At 61.4% G+C, this 16,723-nt stretch carries 17 protein-coding genes; 4 read left to right on the top strand and 13 right to left on the bottom strand.

What is annotated here, in order from left to right; genetic code table 11:
- Nucleotides 1-203 precede the first annotated feature (203 nt).
- Complete coding sequence (locus MWL89_RS05980; protein WP_244412129.1) at nucleotides 204-1,484, top strand: MFS transporter; 1,281 nt, start codon at nucleotides 204-206, stop codon at nucleotides 1,482-1,484.
- Nucleotides 1,485-1,492: 8 nt separating this feature from the next.
- Here the strand turns inward: MWL89_RS05980 and MWL89_RS05975 are convergent, their stop codons facing one another.
- Nucleotides 1,493-2,260 (bottom strand): hypothetical protein, encoded by a 768-nt coding sequence (locus MWL89_RS05975; protein WP_244412127.1) that lies wholly within the window; start codon nucleotides 2,258-2,260, stop codon nucleotides 1,493-1,495.
- Between the two features lie 103 nt (nucleotides 2,261-2,363).
- Between MWL89_RS05975 and MWL89_RS05970 the strand changes: the two genes are divergently transcribed.
- Nucleotides 2,364-3,209 carry a DUF364 domain-containing protein gene (locus tag MWL89_RS05970; protein WP_244412126.1) on the top strand — a complete coding sequence of 282 codons (846 nt, stop codon included), beginning with the start codon at nucleotides 2,364-2,366 and terminating at the stop codon, nucleotides 3,207-3,209.
- Between the two features lie 234 nt (nucleotides 3,210-3,443).
- On the opposite strand, the gene rpmE is transcribed toward MWL89_RS05970, so the two are convergent.
- The 11 genes from rpmE to rpsB all read right to left on the bottom strand — a co-directional run bounded on the left by rpmE (nucleotide 3,444) and on the right by rpsB (nucleotide 11,846).
- Nucleotides 3,444-3,914, bottom strand: coding sequence for a 50S ribosomal protein L31 (gene rpmE, locus MWL89_RS05965; protein WP_244412124.1), 471 nt, complete (start codon nucleotides 3,912-3,914; stop codon nucleotides 3,444-3,446).
- 280 nt (nucleotides 3,915-4,194) lie between these two features.
- On the bottom strand, nucleotides 4,195-4,575 hold the full coding sequence (locus MWL89_RS05960; protein ID WP_244412122.1) for a desulfoferrodoxin family protein: 381 nt from the start codon (nucleotides 4,573-4,575) through the stop codon (nucleotides 4,195-4,197).
- 37 nt (nucleotides 4,576-4,612) lie between these two features.
- Nucleotides 4,613-5,446, bottom strand: coding sequence for a prolipoprotein diacylglyceryl transferase (gene lgt, locus MWL89_RS05955; protein ID WP_244412120.1), 834 nt, complete (start codon nucleotides 5,444-5,446; stop codon nucleotides 4,613-4,615).
- A gap of 103 nt (nucleotides 5,447-5,549) precedes the next feature.
- A complete protein-coding gene (locus MWL89_RS05950; RefSeq protein ID WP_102378557.1) occupies nucleotides 5,550-5,771 on the bottom strand; it encodes a UDP-N-acetylmuramoylalanyl-D-glutamate--2,6-diaminopimelate ligase in 222 nt (73 codons plus the stop codon).
- A gap of 72 nt (nucleotides 5,772-5,843) precedes the next feature.
- Nucleotides 5,844-6,134 (bottom strand): hypothetical protein, encoded by a 291-nt coding sequence (locus MWL89_RS05945; RefSeq protein ID WP_102378558.1) that lies wholly within the window; start codon nucleotides 6,132-6,134, stop codon nucleotides 5,844-5,846.
- 46 nt (nucleotides 6,135-6,180) lie between these two features.
- Complete coding sequence (locus MWL89_RS05940) at nucleotides 6,181-6,411, bottom strand: NifU family protein (RefSeq protein ID WP_102378559.1); 231 nt, start codon at nucleotides 6,409-6,411, stop codon at nucleotides 6,181-6,183.
- A gap of 81 nt (nucleotides 6,412-6,492) precedes the next feature.
- Entirely contained in the window at nucleotides 6,493-7,992 is a 1,500-nt protein-coding gene (locus tag MWL89_RS05935; RefSeq protein ID WP_244412119.1) for an LCP family protein, read from the bottom strand.
- A gap of 33 nt (nucleotides 7,993-8,025) precedes the next feature.
- Entirely contained in the window at nucleotides 8,026-9,297 is a 1,272-nt protein-coding gene (gene murA / locus MWL89_RS05930; protein WP_244412118.1) for a UDP-N-acetylglucosamine 1-carboxyvinyltransferase, read from the bottom strand.
- 347 nt (nucleotides 9,298-9,644) lie between these two features.
- Nucleotides 9,645-9,986 carry a hypothetical protein gene (locus MWL89_RS05925; RefSeq protein ID WP_244412116.1) on the bottom strand — a complete coding sequence of 114 codons (342 nt, stop codon included), beginning with the start codon at nucleotides 9,984-9,986 and terminating at the stop codon, nucleotides 9,645-9,647.
- Nucleotides 9,987-10,018: 32 nt separating this feature from the next.
- Nucleotides 10,019-10,885 carry a translation elongation factor Ts gene (tsf, locus tag MWL89_RS05920; protein WP_244412114.1) on the bottom strand — a complete coding sequence of 289 codons (867 nt, stop codon included), beginning with the start codon at nucleotides 10,883-10,885 and terminating at the stop codon, nucleotides 10,019-10,021.
- Nucleotides 10,886-10,964: 79 nt separating this feature from the next.
- The gene (gene rpsB, locus MWL89_RS05915; RefSeq protein ID WP_244412113.1) at nucleotides 10,965-11,846 is read right to left on the bottom strand and encodes a 30S ribosomal protein S2; all 882 of its coding nucleotides are present in this window, start codon (nucleotides 11,844-11,846) and stop codon (nucleotides 10,965-10,967) included.
- A gap of 373 nt (nucleotides 11,847-12,219) precedes the next feature.
- On the opposite strand from rpsB, the gene yihA reads away from it, so the two are divergent.
- Nucleotides 12,220-12,801, top strand: a complete 582-nt coding sequence (yihA, locus tag MWL89_RS05910) for a ribosome biogenesis GTP-binding protein YihA/YsxC (RefSeq protein WP_102378564.1) — start codon at nucleotides 12,220-12,222, stop codon at nucleotides 12,799-12,801.
- Nucleotides 12,802-12,936: 135 nt separating this feature from the next.
- On the opposite strand, the gene MWL89_RS05905 is transcribed toward yihA, so the two are convergent.
- Nucleotides 12,937-14,505 carry a response regulator transcription factor gene (locus MWL89_RS05905; RefSeq protein WP_244412111.1) on the bottom strand — a complete coding sequence of 523 codons (1,569 nt, stop codon included), beginning with the start codon at nucleotides 14,503-14,505 and terminating at the stop codon, nucleotides 12,937-12,939.
- A gap of 404 nt (nucleotides 14,506-14,909) precedes the next feature.
- Here MWL89_RS05905 and MWL89_RS05900 point away from each other — a divergent pair, with 404 nt between their 5' ends.
- Nucleotides 14,910-16,715: a molybdopterin-dependent oxidoreductase gene (locus tag MWL89_RS05900; protein ID WP_244412109.1), complete on the top strand. Its 1,806-nt coding sequence runs from the start codon at nucleotides 14,910-14,912 to the stop codon at nucleotides 16,713-16,715.
- The last annotated feature ends 8 nt before the right edge of the window (nucleotides 16,716-16,723 follow it).

Raw genomic sequence — 16,723 nt, 5'->3', positions numbered from 1 at the left:
CGGCAATCCGTCGTTTATTCTATCACGAACCGAAGATATTCCTTTAGGTGCTAAGTCTCTCATCTGCCCGTTTACCGCCCATGAAGAAATGGTGTCTTTATGGTGATCGGCAGATTGCGCGGCGTCGGCGCAACGTTTCGCTAAAGTACCTCCCTTGTAATCCCCTAATCGGGTCGCGTTCTATGAACAGGAGGAGATGTTCTATGAACCTGAACCGGTGGCTCGTCCAACCACAAAAATACCTCGGACCCATCGGGCTCGTCGCCCTGCTTGTCGTCACAAGCCTCGTGACGCCCCTTTCGCTCGACATGTACACGCCCGCCGTGCCCCATATGACCGAGTACTTCGAAACCGACGCGGGCACCGTCAACCTGACGCTTGCGGGATACTACCTCTTCTTCGCAATCGGCCTGCTCGTCTTCGGGCCGACAAGCGACCGCTACGGCCGCAAGCCCGTGTTGGTCGCCGGCATGGTCGCCTACACGGCGGCGAGCGCCCTGTGCGCAATGGCTCCCGACATCTGGGTGCTCATCGGCATGCGCGTCGTGCAGGCGCTCGGGGCGGGAGCGGTCAGCGCCGTTTCGACCGCCATCGTCAAGGACGCGATCATCCCCGAAAAACGCGAAGCGATCCTCTCGATCGTGCAGGTTATGTTCGTGGTCGGACCCGTGCTCGCACCGGTTATCGGCGCGCTGATCCTCCAGGTTGCCGATTGGCACATGACGTTTTGGGTTCTCTCGGGAATCGGACTCGTGTGCGCCGTGCTCGCTCTGCTCTACCGAGAAACGCTTCCCGCGCAAGCGCGGTACCAAGGTACGGTTTTCGGCAGCATCGCGCAGCTCGGCACCGTCGCCAAGAACAAGGGCTTCACTTCGTTTCTGTGCATCGTCGGGCTGTACAACCTGCCGTTCATGGCCTACATCGCCGTAGGCTCCTATATCTACATCACGTTCTTCGGGTTGAGCGAACTCGAGTACAGCTACTTCTTCGCGATCGCCGCCCTGCTCACCGCCGCAGGACCTCTCATCTGGCTCAAAGCGTCGCGCTATACGAGCACGCGGCGCTTCACGACGATCATCATCGCCGTCGCGTTGGTTTCCGGTGTTGCGATGCTTGCGCTCGGCGAGCTATCGCCGTACCTGTTCTGCGCGACGTTCCTCGTGTTCGCCATCACCGAAGCGTGCGTGCGTCCGTACAGCACGAACGTCCTCCTATCCCAACAGGAAGGCGATACGGGTGCGGCATCGTCGCTCATCAACTTCGCCCATACGGCGATCGGGTGCGTCGGCATGGTGCTCGCCGTATTGCCCTGGCCGAACTTCATCGTCGGCGTGGGCGCCATCATCGTGCTCTCGATGGCCGTCGCGGGAATCTCGTGGTTCGCGCTGCTGCGTTCGGGTATTCCGCTCGTCGGCGTGAAGGACGCCGACCCCTCGGTGCCCGCCCATCCCGCTGCCGCGAGCCAACAAAGCCGGCAACGTTAGCCGGCGAACTACCCCCGATCGGCAGTTTGCACCCGATCGGCAGTTTGCCCCCGATCGCAGGCGCGCATCGAAAAGGCCGTCTCGACGGCTGCGCGGCCAGCTTCATCGGGAACGATGACGCGCGGTGCACCCCAAACGGGTTCGAAACGCTGTTCTGCCTCGCCGACGAGCCAGTCGCGCACTACGACGAGGGCGTGGGGAAACCGCGGCGTCGGCCCCTTGTCGAGCAGGCGCAAGGCCGCTTCGAGTCCACCGCCCCGGCCACCCTGCAGCTCAAGGCGGCCGAGTTCGTCGACCACGAGCAAACCGCATGGCGCCGCCGATTCCGATGGCGCACCCCCAATCGATTCGGACTCCGAAGCCAACGATTCGAAATGCGCGTTGACGCACGCGAGCGCGTCATCGAAGATCGCCCAACCCAGAGAAGCCCTGTCGCTTTGCGTGGTGGCCTTCGAAAGACCGGCAGCGCCCACCGTCCCCGCATCGTCGGCCACCCCTGCCCGAAGCGCATCGCTATGCGAGCGGGCAAGCGAATCCCTCCGCATGGCAAAGCGCACGCGATCGCCTCCGGGAAGCAGCACGTTGTCGATCCCGATCTTCTCGCGCTCGGGCGCGCCGCCGTCAAGCGCGGTTTCCGTCGCCGCATCGGCAACCCGCCATACGCCGGGAGCCAGCACGCCGCAGCAGGGCACGCCCTGCTCGGCCATGGCGGCAACCAGCCGTTCGAGCCAGCGGGTCTTGCCGGTTTGCACGCCTCCCGTCAGGATAAAGAGCATCGAAGAGTTCCTCTCGCATCGTTTTCGGAGTATTATACTGCATTGGATACAATGCGCCTTGCTCATGCCGGCGCTCAGCACAACGAAACGACAGGAGAAACCGATGGGCTGCCCCGAAAAAGACTGCTGCGCCTCAAACCTCACCCAGACCGATATCGCCTTTCCGGGCACCTACGACCATGCCACGCCTTGGAAGTTCTACAACCATCTGATCGCCCGCATCCCCGACGATATCCACGTTACCGACTACTGCCTGGGCACGCATTGGTCCTACGTCGAAGCCGAGTGCGGCATGGGCGTAAGCTTTACCTGCAAGGGAGGAGCACGCCGTTCCTACACCTGCGATTTGAGGGGAATGCCCCTCAAAACCGTAGCAGAACTCTCGAAGTCATGGTGCTTCGAGGAGGCGTCGCTCGGGGTGGCCGCGCTCAACGCATGGTATTCGCGTCCCGAATTGCTCGACCCGCTCGGTGCCGTGTACGACGAAGCGGTCGAACTGCCCGACGGCACCACGCGCAAGATGGACGCCTTCGAGGTGTACCTTCCCCGCATGGAAGGCAAGAAGGTTACCGTGATCGGGCACTTTCCCCATGTCGAGCGCATCGGCGAAACCGCTGAGCTCACCGTGCTCGAACGCAATTGCTCCCAAGCGCTCGATACGCCCGACCCTGCGTGCGAATACGTGCTCCCCTCGACCGATTTCGCGTTCATCACCGGTGTCACGATCATCAACAAGACGGCGCCGAGGCTGCTCGATCTGACGAAGAGCGCCGCAACCGTCATGGTCGGCCCGAGCGTCGTAGCCTCGCCCTTCCTGTTCGACTGGGGCGTGGAAGCCCTCGCGGGCAGCGTCGTTGCCGACCCCGAGAAAACGCGCTTTGCGGTCATGTCGGGGGCAGGCAAGCTGTTCGGTGAAGCACTGCAGATGATGACGGTGCGCCGCGCCTGACGAAAAGCCCGTCGGCCATCGGTTGCGCGCACGCGCGCAACCCTTTTCGCTCACCCGCAATTTCGCACCTGATACGGGTGTTCTCGCCCTACGCCTGCACGGAGACGCGCTACCATGGGCTCGCCCCTGAAACAACGAACGCCGACGGACTCAACCGTCGGCGTTCGTTTTCGTGTACCGTTAAGTACCCGAGGCCTTCAAGCTCGGAGCTTGAAAGAACCAGTCGAAGTGCGCTTACTCAGCGGCTTCCTCAGCAGGAGCGGCTTCAGCTGCGGGAGCTGCCTCGGCTTCGGCGATGGCTGCCTCGGCTGCCTCTACCTCGCCAGCTACGGCTTCCTGCTCTGCCTTGACGGCGTCAACTTCGGCCTTCTTGGCAAACTCGGCTGCGCGCTTGGCCTTTTCGGCTGCCTTCGCATCGCGCTCGGCCTTCTTGGCGGCTTCGGCCGCCTCGATAGCTGCCTGGCGCTCGGCCCTCTTTGCCGCCTCGCGTGCTGCCACGGTTTCCTTGGCGGAACCGAACTTGTCGGCGAAGCGCTGGACGCGTCCACCGGTATCGATGAACTTCTGCTGACCGGTGAAGAACGGGTGGCACTTGTTGCAGAGGTCGATCCTCAGCTCGGGCTTGGTTGAGCGGGTCTGCCAAGTGTTCCCGCAGCTGCACGTAACCGTGCAGTCCATATAATCCGGATGAATTCCCTGTTTCATTGGTTTCTCCTTTACGGGCCTTGGTTTCCGACCAAGGCGAAGACAAGCTTTCATATAATATCACAAGCGCGACCGATTGCGCTCAGCGTTTCCCTCGGATGCCCATTCGTCGTTTTCCATCACAAAGCCTGCATACAGCGCAGAGCGGCGAGGCTCCCTCGAACAGCAAAGCCGACAGCCCGAAGGCCATCGGCTTTCATGCACGCGATTCCGTCCGGCGCTTTCGCCGGACGTCCTTTCGCCCGTTACGGCAGCACCGCAGCGAGCAGGATCGAGCTGCTTACACCTCGGCAACCCACAGACCGTGGAGGTTGCAGTACTCGTACACCTTGAGCGGCTTGTCGCCCTCGGCGATGGCGAAATCGGCCACGGGAGCGCTTTCGGGGGTCAGTTCGGCGATCTGGTAGCCGTTCTCGGTCACCAGGCAGATGAAGGTGATGTAGTGCTCCGGGGTCATGGGATGCAGCACGCTTCCCACCTGCACATGAACGTTCGCACCATCGATCTTCACATCGGGCACATGCTTCTCGACCGCCGCATCGACGGTGTTAGCGGTGAGCTCTTCCATCTTCTCGCCACAGCAGACCAGCGGTACTCCCGAATCAAACGGCTTCACGGCGATGTTTCCGCAATGGGTGCAATGATAGAACTTGACGTCCATGGTTTCCTCCTCGGTGGTTTTCGTCTTTCTTTATATGCTATTCTACTGGTAGCAATTCTGGAAGTCCCTGCTGGGGCAGCTTCATCTTAATCGCATAAACCAGCACACCGATACCCACAAGGATCAGGGGCACCGAGAGCAGTTGGCCCATGGTGAGCCATCCGCCCCACAGATATCCTAGCTGCACATCGGGCTCGCGGACGAACTCGATGACAAACCGAAAACAACCGTACATAATGAGGAACAGACCGAGGAACGTGCCGCGGCGCCGAGGAGGCTGCTTGCGCGACAGGAAATAGAGTACGGCAAAGAGGATCACGCCCTCGAGCAGGGCTTCGTACAGCTGCGACGGATGCCGGGGCATCGTTCCCGCGCTGCCGCCGAACACCACGCCCCAGGCAACATCGGTAGGCGCGCCCCACAGTTCGCCGTTGATGAAGTTCGCGCACCTCCCGAAGAGCAGGCCGATCGGTGCGCCGATGCACCCGAGATCGGCAAGCGTCAGGTACGGGATCTTCGTGAGCTTCGCCGCGACGATGCCCGCGACAAGCGCGCCGATGAGCCCCCCGTGGAAGCTCATGCCGCCATGGTTGAACGCAAGGATCTCAAGCGGGTTCTTGAGGTATTCGCCGTTGCCGTAAAACAGCACGTATCCGAGCCTGCCGCCGATGATCACGCCGATGATCACGCAGAACATAATCGTAATGAGCGAATCGGCATCGATGCGGACCTTCCAGCGCTTCGAGACCCGGTACATCACGAACGCAGCGCATACGAAACCGAGTACATAGGCTATCCCGTACCATCTGACCACGATGGGCCCGAACGAGAACGCTATCGGATCGAGGCTTTGATAGATGTCGTTGAGCATGCATCCTCCATGAAAAAGCGCCGCTCTCAAGCGGCGCGCCGTCGCATTTCACCGTTTCGCCGACGCGTATCGCGCAAGCGCATCACGCCGAAAAGAGCACGTCCTACTCCCCCGCGCCCATGCCCGCGCCTACCTCGATGGCCGCGAACCTGATCTCCTCGCGCAGCTGGGCGGGGATCGCATGAACCGAGGAAACCGAGGCACCGCAATGGGGGCAGCGCAGCGAGAACAGCGCCGTATCCTTCCTCAGCACCATCATGGAATCGTACTTGCATACGTCGAGATCGGTTGCCTTGCAAGCGGGACAGGTCAGGTTATCCGTCATCGATCTCACTGCTCCTCCCGTTCGCCGTCGCTGCGTGCTGTGCTCTCAAGCACATTGTAGCAGAACGATCGATCAGAGAAGGAAACGGTTGGGATTTCCTTGACGCGGAACATCGCTCGCGCGGTCGGCGAGCGCCGGACCCCTCGACAGGAAGAACTCGCAGAAGCGGCAGACCTCTTTGACCGAGGCCTCGTAGTCGAGTTCGGGATTGAGCAGAAGCTCGAAATCGGTGGCTACGGCATGCGTCTCGCGATGGCATGCTGCATAATGACAGTCGGCAGGGCACGGCTCGCCCGGTTGGTTGTGAGGGCATCGCGATTGCATCTCGTCGTCGCAGCCCCGCATCTCCCAGCATACAGCCATGTTCCTGCCGACCTTTCTCGTTATATCGCTCGCGGTAGCCTTCGGGCTACATCGCGGGCACTACCTTGGTTACGCCCGGCACGCGCTCCTTGAGGATGCGCTCGACGCCGTTGGCAAGCGTCATCTGCGACATGGGGCAGCCCTTGCAGGCACCCTGCAGCTCGACGGTCACAGTGCCGTCCTCCGCAACGTCGACGAGCGAGACGTCCCCGCCATCGGCCTGGAGGCTCGGACGGATGAGCTCGAGCACTGCGGCCACATCGTTTTTCTCTACCATGATGCAAATCCCTTCTTCGAAGAATGTTCCGATCGATTGTAGCATACCGCAAGCGCTGCGCTTCGCGATGCGGCAAGCGGATCAATTCAGCGGCTGCCAATCCTTTCCGAGTACGACGAGCACATCGGTCTCGAACGTGTAGAACCCGTTCGAGGCGATGGCTCTGCCCGCCCCCAGATGATTCACGATCGATTCCGCCGCTTCCTTGAAGTTGTTATCCTGGTAGACGACCAGCGTTTCGTTGTATACGTACTGGTCGGCGTTGCCGGTTTCGGTTACATTGAAGCCGCCTTCGGCAAGCGCGTCGCTCATCTGCTGCGCGCCGCCCGTGATGCCCGAGCCGTTTCGCACGGTGACCGTGAAACTCGCGGGATCCACCGTCGGCCCCTCGCTCTCTGCCGGCGTCGGATCCTCTCCCGCTTCGATGGCGGCGAGCATGGCCGTCCACTCGTCGTCGGAAGCGATGAAGTACTCCTGGCCCGTCGACGAGCTCGTAAGCTGGTATCCGGGCATGCGAACCGCATGCACCTGCGTCAGGTCGATGCCACGCAGCGAATCGATGAGGCCCATGGCATCGGAGGCGGAATAATCGGTGCGAACCGTTCCCGCAATCGTATCGAGCGTGGGAACGATGCTGAATGCATTCGTATCGAGCAGCTTACCCGCAAGCGCAAGAACGACCTTCTGCTGGTTCTCCGCACGTGCCTCGTCACCTTCCGCGAAGTTGAGCGCGCGGCACAGCGTGAGCACGGCATCGCCGTCGAGCGTTTGCTCGCCGGCGGGGATGTAGAGGTCGCCCGCGTTCGGGTCGTCGACCTCCTGGCTCACGTCGATCGTCAAACCGCCGAGGGCATCGACCAGATCCCCGAGCCCATCGGCATCGGTTTTGATGAGGTGGGAAACGCTCACGCCCGTATAGGCGGCAACGGTTGACACGAGGTACTCGTCGCCGCCGAGAAGCTGCGCCTCGGCTATGCGGTGCACGTTTCCGTCGCTCAAGGATACCTGCGCATTCGCGGGTATCGACACGAGCGAAACCTGCTTGTTGTCGGAGTCGATGCGGGCGAGCATGAGCATATCGGGGCCGTCGTAAGCCTGCCCCGGCTTGGAAAACTCCCCGACGAGCAGCACGTAGGGCGCCTTTCCCTCTGCGGGAGACACAAGTGCGCCTTTGGCGTTCGAGTCGCCGAGTCCCATCTTATCCGATACCGATCCGAAGTACGCGGCAACGCCGACGCCGCCCGCCACGCAGACAACGAGCAGTACGACAGCGACTACGATGGCAATGCCCCTGATGCGCGCCTGGCGCTGTATACCGTCTGCGAACCCCCGGCTCGAAACGCGCTTCGAGTACGCGGAATCGCTCTCGCGCGTCGAAGTGCTGGGCAGCACGTGATCGACGACGCCCCGCTTGGCGCGCGTTGACTTGCGGGGGTTCGAGAACTGAACCGTTCCCCCGTTAACGCGGTTGGCGGTCCGTCGGGTGCCCGACGGCACGTGAGTGCCTATGGTCGCATCGCGCATCTTGCGCGACGTGCGGTTCGAGTGGGAAGCTGAAACCTTCCTCGGCTTGTACGCCATACGATGGTCCTAACGTCTATGGCAGACGGGTTCTTACGAAAGAACCGTCCTTACGACATCGGCTCCGAGCGAACGCAGCTTGCCCACGTAGTCTTCGTAGCCTCGGTCGATATGGGATATCTCGTGTACATGGGTTTCACCCTCCGCCGCAATGCCCGCGAGCACGAGCGCAGCACCGGCGCGAAGGTCGGTCGAAGAAACCGGAGCGCCCTGCAGCCGCTCTACGCCGCGGACGAGCGCGTGATGCCCTTCGATCGTGATGTCGGCACCCATGCGGACCAACTCCGATGCGAACATGAACCGGTTCTCGAATACGTTTTCCGATATGACCGAGTTTCCTTCGGCAAGCGCCGCGAGCAGCATGAACTGCGCCTGCAGGTCGGTCGGAAACCCGGGATGGGGCAAAGTCTGGATATCGATGGCTCCGATGGGGCGGGTACGCGAAACCGTAACGGCGTCGCCGTCTACCTCGATATCGCAGCCCATTGCCTCGAGTTTCATGAGAGCCATGCGCAGAAACGACGGATCGATACCGGTAACCGTAACCGGACCGCCGACGAGCGCCGCGCCCGCAAGGAACGTGCCCGCTTCGATGCGGTCGCCGACGGTGGTGTGCTCGCATGGATGCATCGACGAGAGCGGTACGCCCTCGACCTCGATGATCGACGAGCCCGCTCCGCTTATGCGCGCGCCCATCGCATTGAGCATGTTCATCAGATCGACGATCTCGGGCTCGCGCGCGGCGTTTTCGATAACCGTGGTTCCCTCGGCCACGACCGACGCCATAACCATGTTCTCGGTAGCGCCGACGCTCGGGAACTCGAGGACGACATGGGCACCGTGCAGGCCGTTCGGTGTAGTAGCCTCAAGAAATCCGTGCTCGATCTCGAAATGCACGCCGAGGGCCTCAAGGCCGATCATGTGCATATCGATCTTACGCGCTCCGATCTGGCAGCCGCCGGGCATGGCGACACGCGCGCGCCCGAAGCGCCCGACGAGCGGGCCGAGCACCGATATGCTCGCGCGCATCTTCGATACGAGCTCGTAGGGAGTCTCGTATTTCGCGATATCGGTCGCATCGATGGTGAGGGTATGGCCGTCGCGCTCGACGGTGGCGCCGAGACGCCTGATAACGTCGGCCATGATGTTGATATCGGAGATGAGAGGCACGTTGTGCACCACCGAAACCCCTTGACCGAGAATCGCCGCCGCAATGAGCTTGAGCGCCGAGTTCTTGGCACCGGATACGGCAACCGTACCCGCAAGCGTTGAGTTTCCCCTGACGATGATGATTTCCTCTGGCATAACCCCGTCTTTCTGCTTGGAATAGTCCGTATCCACCATAAAAGAAGGCACGCGCATGCGCATGCCCTACCATCGAACATCCACAACGAAAGCAGAGGGTTTCAACGTGCGGTTGCGCGCGACCGCACGGCTACGCGCACGGTCGCGAAACTCGACGAATGCGCTGCGCCGCCGTCGGCCCCTTCGGCGGTCGCCAGCTCCTTCGGCGGTCGCCAGCTCCTTCGGCAGTCGCCAGCTCCTTCGGCGGTCGCCGACAGGTGTATTTCGTAAAATCGCCTAACTTTGGCTGAGATTTACGATTCTGACCCGCAAAAGCTGGTTTTCAGACGCATCCGAAGCCGATAACTTTATGCGCCTGCGCAGAACCGCAGGTCAGAAATACCGTATCTTACCTTCAGCGGATCAGAATCGAAAATCTCAACCAGAACCGGACGTATTTTCGGAATTTTCCGAAACCACCACGGATCGCCACCGGCAATCCGGCGATCCGGCGAACCGGCGATCCCGCAGTCCGACGGTCCGGCGATCCAGCAATCCGACGGCTCAAGGTGCCGAACGGGCGCCTTGCGGTGGCGCATGCAGGTCGAAGCAGCGCGAACGCGCGATACGGGATACGGGATGCGCAGGCGGGCGCCGCCACCGGAATAAAAAACCGGCGGCACAACGGCCGCCGGCGTTCGAATCGACATACAGCGCTCAAGCGCTGCGTTTCGCCTAAGAGCTACTCGGCATCCCCGAGCACGAAACGGGTGAAGTTTGCGATCTTGATCTCGCCGCCCAGGTTCTTGGCAACCTCGGCAGTGTACTCGGACACGCTCTGGTCGGGGTTCTTCACGTAAGCCTGCTCGGTGAGCGTGTTCTCCTTGAAGAACTTCTCCAGACGGCCGGTCGCCATCTTCTCCTGAATGGCCTCGGGCTTACCGGACTCGGCGGCTTGGGCCATGTAGATGGACTTCTCGTGCTCCACAACGGCCGGGTCGACGGCGTCGCGGTTCGCGGCAACGGGGCACGCAGCCGCTACCTGCATGGCGACGTCGCGGCCGTATTGGGCGAACTCGGCCGACGTGGGATCGATGCCCTCGACGTCGAACTCGACGAGCACGCCGATCTTGCCGCCGCCGTGGATGTAGGACGAAACGGCGCCGGCCTCGGCAACCGCGAAGCGCGAAAGCTGGATGTTCTCGCCGAGCGTGTGGATAGCGTCGGTGACGACTTCTTCCACCGTCTCGCCTTCGGCGTCGGCGGCCTTGAGAGCGTCGAGGTCGGCGGGCTTGGCGGCAAGCGCGGCCTTGGCGATCTTCTCGGCATAGGCCTTGAACTTGTCGTTGATGCCGACGAAGTCGGTCTCGCAGTTCAGTTCGATAACGGCACCCGATTTGCAGTCGTCGGAGACGATGGCCATAACGGTGCCCTCGTTGGTGGCGCGGCCGGCCTTCTTGGCAACGGCAGCGAGTCCGCGGGTACGCAGAACGTCGACGGCTTTCTCGATTTCTCCCTCGGCCTCGACGAGCGCCTTCTTGCACTCCATCATGCCGGCGCCGGTCATCTCGCGGAGTTCTTTAACCATAGATGCTGTGATCTCAGCCATGGTGGTTTCCTTTCTCGATCAAACGGTGCGCGGGTAGAGCCCGCGCTCTGGTCGTATCGTTTCGGTCGTGCAAAGCGCGTTACTCGGCAGCCTTTTCCTCGGCAACCTCGGCGGCAGCTTCGGCCTCGACGGCAACCTCGACAGCGGCTTCGGCGACAACGGCGTCGGCAGCGGCCTTTTCGACTGCGGCTGCAGCCTCGGTTTCGGCGATGGCTGCAACGGCTTCGGCCTCAACGGCAGCTCCCTGAGCGTCGCCCGCCATATCGGCTACGGTCACCGGCACAACGCCGCCGGCGATAACCGCGTCGGCGATGAACTCGGCGAGTAGGCTGACCGAACGGATGGCGTCGTCGTTGGCAGGGACGCCGTAATCGACGTCATCGGGATCGCAGTTGGTATCGAGCGTGCCCACGACCGGGATGTCGAGACGACGGGCCTCGTGGATCGCGATGGCCTCGCGGTTGGTGTCGATGACGAACACGGCCTCGGGGACCTTCTTCATGTTGCGGATGCCGTTCAAGTTGGTCTGCAGCTTGGCGAGCTCCTTGCGAAGCAGGATCTGCTCTTTCTTGGGCAGAAGCTCCATGCGACCGTCGGCCTCCATGGCCTCGAGCTCCTCCATGCGGGTCACACGGGAGCGGATGGTCACGAAGTTGGTGAGCATACCGCCGAGCCAGCGGGCGTTCACATACGGCATGCCGCAGCGGTTCGCCGCATCTGCCACAGCCTCTTGCGCCTGCTTCTTCGTGCCGACGAACAGCACGGTGCCGCCCTTGCGCGCGGTTTCGGAGATGAAGGTGTAGGCCCTGTCGAGCCCGATGAGGGTTTGCTTGAGATCGATGATGTAGATATCCCCGCGGCTGCCGAAGATGTACGGCTTCATCTTGGGGTTCCAACGGCGCGTCTGATGGCCGAAGTGGCTGCCTGCATCAAGCAGCGATTTAATGCTGACCTTAGTCATGTTCTCTCCATTCGTTAGTCCTCTGCGCATGGTCATCCCCAGTCCCGCAGCCTTTTCGAGGTGGCCACTGGCGGTGCCGGGTCGCATACGCATGTGTAATTAGAAACTTGCAAAGTATACCACCGATATACGGGAATGCAAGAGACGACATGCGGACGACACGTGCGACGCAGAAACTGGCGCTGCAAGCACACGCGGATAACGCGAGAATGGAAGCGAAGTTGACGGAAATCCGCGCCATCCGCGCTTTTTCGACGATACGCAACCGATGCGCATGCGACCCCGAAATCCTGTATCATAGAGCACGGTACAGGACACGGCCGCCAAACGGTCGAGGCGAGCACAAGAGCGCGCAGACAGAACAGGGTTTTACATGAACTACAACACCGCAGCATTCAAAGCCGCCTACGGCACCTCTTCGCAGCTGCCGCCCTCGGAGCATCCCGAAGTGGCGTTTGCGGGGCGTTCGAACGTCGGCAAATCGTCGCTTCTCAACAAGCTCTTCAACCGCAAGGCTCTCGCAAAGGTCTCCTCGGTGCCGGGCAAAACCTCGACTATCAATTTCTTCTCGGTCGACGACGTCGATTTCGTCGACTTGCCGGGATACGGATTCGCCAAGGTTGCCAAATCGGAAAAGGCGCGCTGGTCGGAGCTCATCGAAGGATACTTCAACCAGGAGCGCCGCTTCGCCCTCGTGGTTTCGCTCATCGACATCCGCCATCCTGCAACCGATCTCGATGTGGGCATGGTCGAGTTTTTGAGCGAGACGGGACTCCCCTTCATCATCGCGCTCACCAAAGCGGACAAGCTTTCCAACATGCAGCGCGGCAAACAGGTCGCAGCGCTGCGCAAGCAGCTCCGCCTGCCGAAAGACCACGTGGTCATCCCCTGCTCCGCCGAGAAGGGCACGGGCATCGACGAGCTGCGCAAGCGCATCGAAGAAGCCGTCTCGTAAACAGCCCGCACACCCCGGCCGCCCGGCATCGCGAAGCGAATCCCGAAGCGCCAAGCTGCCGCCAGGAGCCCTGCGGAGGCGCGCCAACGGCAGTCTTGCGATGGTGCGAAGCCCCGCCTACAGCGACCGAGAAGCTTAGGTGCGGCCCCCTTGCCAGATGAGGTCCATCATCTCCTGACGGTCATGGACTTCCATTTTCGCGTAGATGTGGCTCACATGCGTCTTCACCGTGCTACTCGACAGCACGAGCTCGTCTTGGATGAACGCACGCGTGCGCCCTTGGGCAAGCAGCACGAACACCTCGGTCTCGCGCGGCGAAAGCGCGTAATGGCTCGCCATGGCCAGGCAGGTGTCGGTTACGGTCTTCGTGAGCGGCGGACATGCCGAAGCGCCGGCAGGCGAAGCGTCGAATCCCGCGCCGCCGACAGCGCCGGGGGCGGCATCGGCAACGGCTCCCGCAGCTTCGACGGCAAACGCCCCCGCAGAATCGCCCGTGCGACGTTTGCCGCCGAGCCACGTCACGTACATGGCGACTATCACGGCCACATAGGTGACGAGCAGAACGAAAATGTTGTTCATGATATCCGAGCTGCCGAGAATCAGGACCCACGCGATGGACGCCGCCGCGTATATCGTGCCCGAGATGCCGATGACCCGATACGAAGGCGTGTCGAGGGCGTCGAGCGCCGTGATGACGACCGTCCAGAACAGCAGGTGGGCGAACAACTCGTCGATCTGGATGACATCGGTCAAAAACGGCAGCGATTCGCTGTCGGGCGTCGCCTGCAGGGCGACGACGAACAGGCCGACCAAGATGAGCAGCATCGCCGGCTGAAAGCGCATGGTCAGAGTGAAGTCCGCCATGCGGATGAGCGCAAAGTACGCGAACGCGACAAGGAAGATCGCCGGCACGATGAAGCCCATGAGCCATGGCGTCGAGAGCGATATGTTCGCGTTGGTGTTTCCCCATACACCCAGATAGCTTACCGATCTGATCACGGCGAGCAGAATGGCCGATACGGCCATCATGATGTAGGTGTTGCGGCGAAACGTCTGCGATGCGGGCATGACCGTTTTCGGTTTAGCGCGTACGCCGTATACGGTGCGCACCTTCGGCGTTTCTTCGTTTCCGACGGCGTGCTCGTCGTGCTCTGCGTCGGTTCGGGCCAGCGCGCATGCGACCTCGAACACCAGAGCCGAGATGATCGGCAGCGAAATGGCGACAACCACCTGCCACTCGGGGCCCATGAGCATGCTGAGCGCGAACAGGATCGGGAGCTTGACGATCAAGCCGCCCGTGACCGACCACACCGCGCACGAGAACCCCTGCGTGCGGGCGAGCATAAGGTTGTAGCGGGCGACGAGCCAAAAGTACCCGATCCCTGCAACGAACAAGCCGCCCACGGCAAGGGCGCTCGGATCGAAAAACGTCTGATGGTACGAGAGGCCGAAACAGGCCGTGCCGAATGCCGAAAGAAGCGGAAGCACATAGCGCAGCACCCGATCGGACCGTTTGAGGGTGCGCGGAACGACCACGTACAAGACAGAAATAACCAGAATGCCCGCCAAGAAGAATATACGGGGATTGACCCATGCTTCGATACCGACAGCCGAAGACATGAACCCCATCGTGTGGCCCATGAGCGTACACCACACGAGATTGAGGCCCAACCCAACGGCCGCGAACACCGCACACCTATTCATATGCACACCGCGCATGCGCATTCGCCTGCTACTCCCTGCCTTCCAACACATCCCTCGCGCCGCAGCTCAACCCGCCTTGCGCATCGTAAACCATTATGGCACGTTGCCCATCCCCGCGCATCATAAAACGGCGCCAAGAAGGCAAATTCATCCCTGTCGTTCGGCGGACCCGAACATCGCCCAAAGTGGCCGATGCATCGATGACCTGCATTTATCAAATCGGACCTTTAGGTGATGGCGTGCGTCGCCCAACGTGAATACCATCAGATTCAACCCATAGGCGCAAAACAAGGCAACGGAGAAAGGAGGCAGACGCCACGGGTTCAGGACGAAGCGGGTTGAAACGGCCGGCCATGCAAACCGAAGCCGAATCCGCATACAAGGAGTAGAGAGAAAGGGGACCTATGTCAGTCAAGAAGCGACTCGTCATCACGACGATGTGCTTGGCATGCACCTTCTGTCTGATCGCAGGCTGCTCGCCGAGCAACGAAGCGCAGCAGCCGTCTTCGGGCGGCAGCGAGCCAGGCGATACGAAACCGGCATCCGAAGAAAGCCTCACGCCCGATCAACAGGCGATCATCGACGGCGCCGAAGGCACCACCAACGAAGACATCAACGAGGAGCTCTATCCCGGCAAAGAATACCTCAACGGCCTGTGGGACCGCTGGGATCAGATAGCCGAGGAATACGCTCCCGAAATCCGCACGCTCCCGAACGGCCAGATGGTGCAGCGCACGCCCACCGAGTACGAGGTCAATCCCGACGCTTGGCAAATTCAAGCGGGCAGCAATTCGTACAACACGTACTGGCTCGACGCGGATAACCGCGGATGCGAATCGTGCCACCCGGACATGAACTCGCTTTTGAAGAACCTGCCCTACGAGCATCCCGTCGCGTGGAACGACGAGCTCGACAACAAGACCACGCTGCAGCAGTGCCTGTTCTGCCATTCGTACGCTCCCGGCTACATCGCCAAGCAGTACGAGTTCGGAACGCTCATGCACGGCATCCACTTCGGCACCCGCAACAAGACCGAATTCGCCACCGAATTCCAGGGCGACTGCATGTCCTGCCACAACGCCACCGAGAACGGCGAAGGTCTGGAGCTGTGGGACCTCACCAAGTACGACCGCCTCTGGGGCATCAACAAGGTCGCCGACGTTCAGGGCGATTTCAAGATCGACCAGGAGAAGACCCAGGACCAAGACGGCGTGTTCTCCTATGACTGGATGCACGCGTACTACGACAACATGCGTCATGGCGCAGGCGTAAACGGCCTGAACCTCGAAATGCCGCAGAGCCTGTTCGACGAATGGACCATCACCGTTGCGGGCAACGTCGAAAACGAATACACCGCCAAGCTCCCCGACCTCATCAAAGAGGCCGAAGAAGCGGGCGTCGTAGTCGAGAAGACCTCCAAGATGGTCTGCAACTGGAACCCGGTCGGCGGCGGCGGCGTGACGAACACCGAGATCACGGGTATTCCGGTGAGCTGGCTCATCGAAAAGGCCGGCGGCTACAAAGACGATACGACCGGCGTGCGCGCCCTTCGCGCCGACGGCAGCTCCAAGCGCGCCTTCCCGAAGGACAAGGTCGACAGCGACGAAGCGCTGCTCGTGTACAAGATCGGCGGCGAGTACCTCGACGCTACGCGCGGCTACCCGTGCACCAATTGGGTCGAGGGCGTCGACGCCCAGATCAACTCCAAGCAGATCGACACCTACGAGGTGACCAGCGAGGACATCGACTACACCGACAAGTGGGCGGGCAATCCCAACGGATGGCAGAACGAGGCGAACGTTCCCATGAACAAGCCGAACGCCACCATCTTAGGCGTGCCCGACGGACTCGTCGTCCAAAACGGGCAGCCCTTCACGTTCGAAGGCTACGTCGACGCCTACGACGAGAAGATCGCCTCGATGGAGTTCTCCATGGACGGGGGCGTTACCTGGACCAAGTACGATCTCGGCGATACCGACCGCAACAAGATGGTCTGGTGGAGCTTCACCTACACCCCCGAGCTCGAAGGCGCTTACTGCCTCACGGTGCGCGCCACCACCGAGAGCGGAGCGGAGAGCTTCGAGACCCAGACCGTCATGATCAACGCCAAGGACAAGCTGCCTGCGGCCGAAGAGACCACGGTTCTCACCTCCGGATCGCTCATCCCACCGAAGGTCAGCGCCGAAGCCACCAACGAGGAAGATAAGTAAGGGGGACC

It is taken from the genome of Raoultibacter timonensis (assembly GCF_022845715.1).
Classification (GTDB): Bacteria; Actinomycetota; Coriobacteriia; order Coriobacteriales; family Eggerthellaceae; genus Raoultibacter; species Raoultibacter timonensis.
This window is presented reverse-complemented; position numbering and strand designations above follow the sequence as displayed.

What these genes read in the sequence shown, in the direction of transcription:
- MWL89_RS05950 (WP_102378557.1), bottom strand. Translation starts at nt 5,771, where the DNA reads ATGACGGATAACCTGACCTGTCCCGCTTGCAAGGCAACCGATCTCGAC.
- tsf (WP_244412114.1), bottom strand. Translation starts at nt 10,885, where the DNA reads ATGGCTGAGATCACAGCATCTATGGTTAAAGAACTCCGCGAGATGACC.
- MWL89_RS05960 (WP_244412122.1), bottom strand. Translation starts at nt 4,575, where the DNA reads ATGGACGTCAAGTTCTATCATTGCACCCATTGCGGAAACATCGCCGTG.
- MWL89_RS05940 (WP_102378559.1), bottom strand. Translation starts at nt 6,411, where the DNA reads ATGGTAGAGAAAAACGATGTGGCCGCAGTGCTCGAGCTCATCCGTCCG.
- MWL89_RS05945 (WP_102378558.1), bottom strand. Translation starts at nt 6,134, where the DNA reads ATGGCTGTATGCTGGGAGATGCGGGGCTGCGACGACGAGATGCAATCG.
- MWL89_RS05905 (WP_244412111.1), bottom strand. Translation starts at nt 14,505, where the DNA reads ATGAATAGGTGTGCGGTGTTCGCGGCCGTTGGGTTGGGCCTCAATCTC.
- murA (WP_244412118.1), bottom strand. Translation starts at nt 9,297, where the DNA reads ATGCCAGAGGAAATCATCATCGTCAGGGGAAACTCAACGCTTGCGGGT.
- MWL89_RS05935 (WP_244412119.1), bottom strand. Translation starts at nt 7,992, where the DNA reads ATGGCGTACAAGCCGAGGAAGGTTTCAGCTTCCCACTCGAACCGCACG.
- rpsB (WP_244412113.1), bottom strand. Translation starts at nt 11,846, where the DNA reads ATGACTAAGGTCAGCATTAAATCGCTGCTTGATGCAGGCAGCCACTTC.
- MWL89_RS05925 (WP_244412116.1), bottom strand. Translation starts at nt 9,986, where the DNA reads ATGTCGATTCGAACGCCGGCGGCCGTTGTGCCGCCGGTTTTTTATTCC.
- yihA (WP_102378564.1), top strand. Translation starts at nt 12,220, where the DNA reads ATGAACTACAACACCGCAGCATTCAAAGCCGCCTACGGCACCTCTTCG.
- MWL89_RS05980 (WP_244412129.1), top strand. Translation starts at nt 204, where the DNA reads ATGAACCTGAACCGGTGGCTCGTCCAACCACAAAAATACCTCGGACCC.
- MWL89_RS05975 (WP_244412127.1), bottom strand. Translation starts at nt 2,260, where the DNA reads ATGCTCTTTATCCTGACGGGAGGCGTGCAAACCGGCAAGACCCGCTGG.
- rpmE (WP_244412124.1), bottom strand. Translation starts at nt 3,914, where the DNA reads ATGAAACAGGGAATTCATCCGGATTATATGGACTGCACGGTTACGTGC.
- lgt (WP_244412120.1), bottom strand. Translation starts at nt 5,446, where the DNA reads ATGCTCAACGACATCTATCAAAGCCTCGATCCGATAGCGTTCTCGTTC.
- MWL89_RS05970 (WP_244412126.1), top strand. Translation starts at nt 2,364, where the DNA reads ATGGGCTGCCCCGAAAAAGACTGCTGCGCCTCAAACCTCACCCAGACC.
- MWL89_RS05900 (WP_244412109.1), top strand. Translation starts at nt 14,910, where the DNA reads ATGTCAGTCAAGAAGCGACTCGTCATCACGACGATGTGCTTGGCATGC.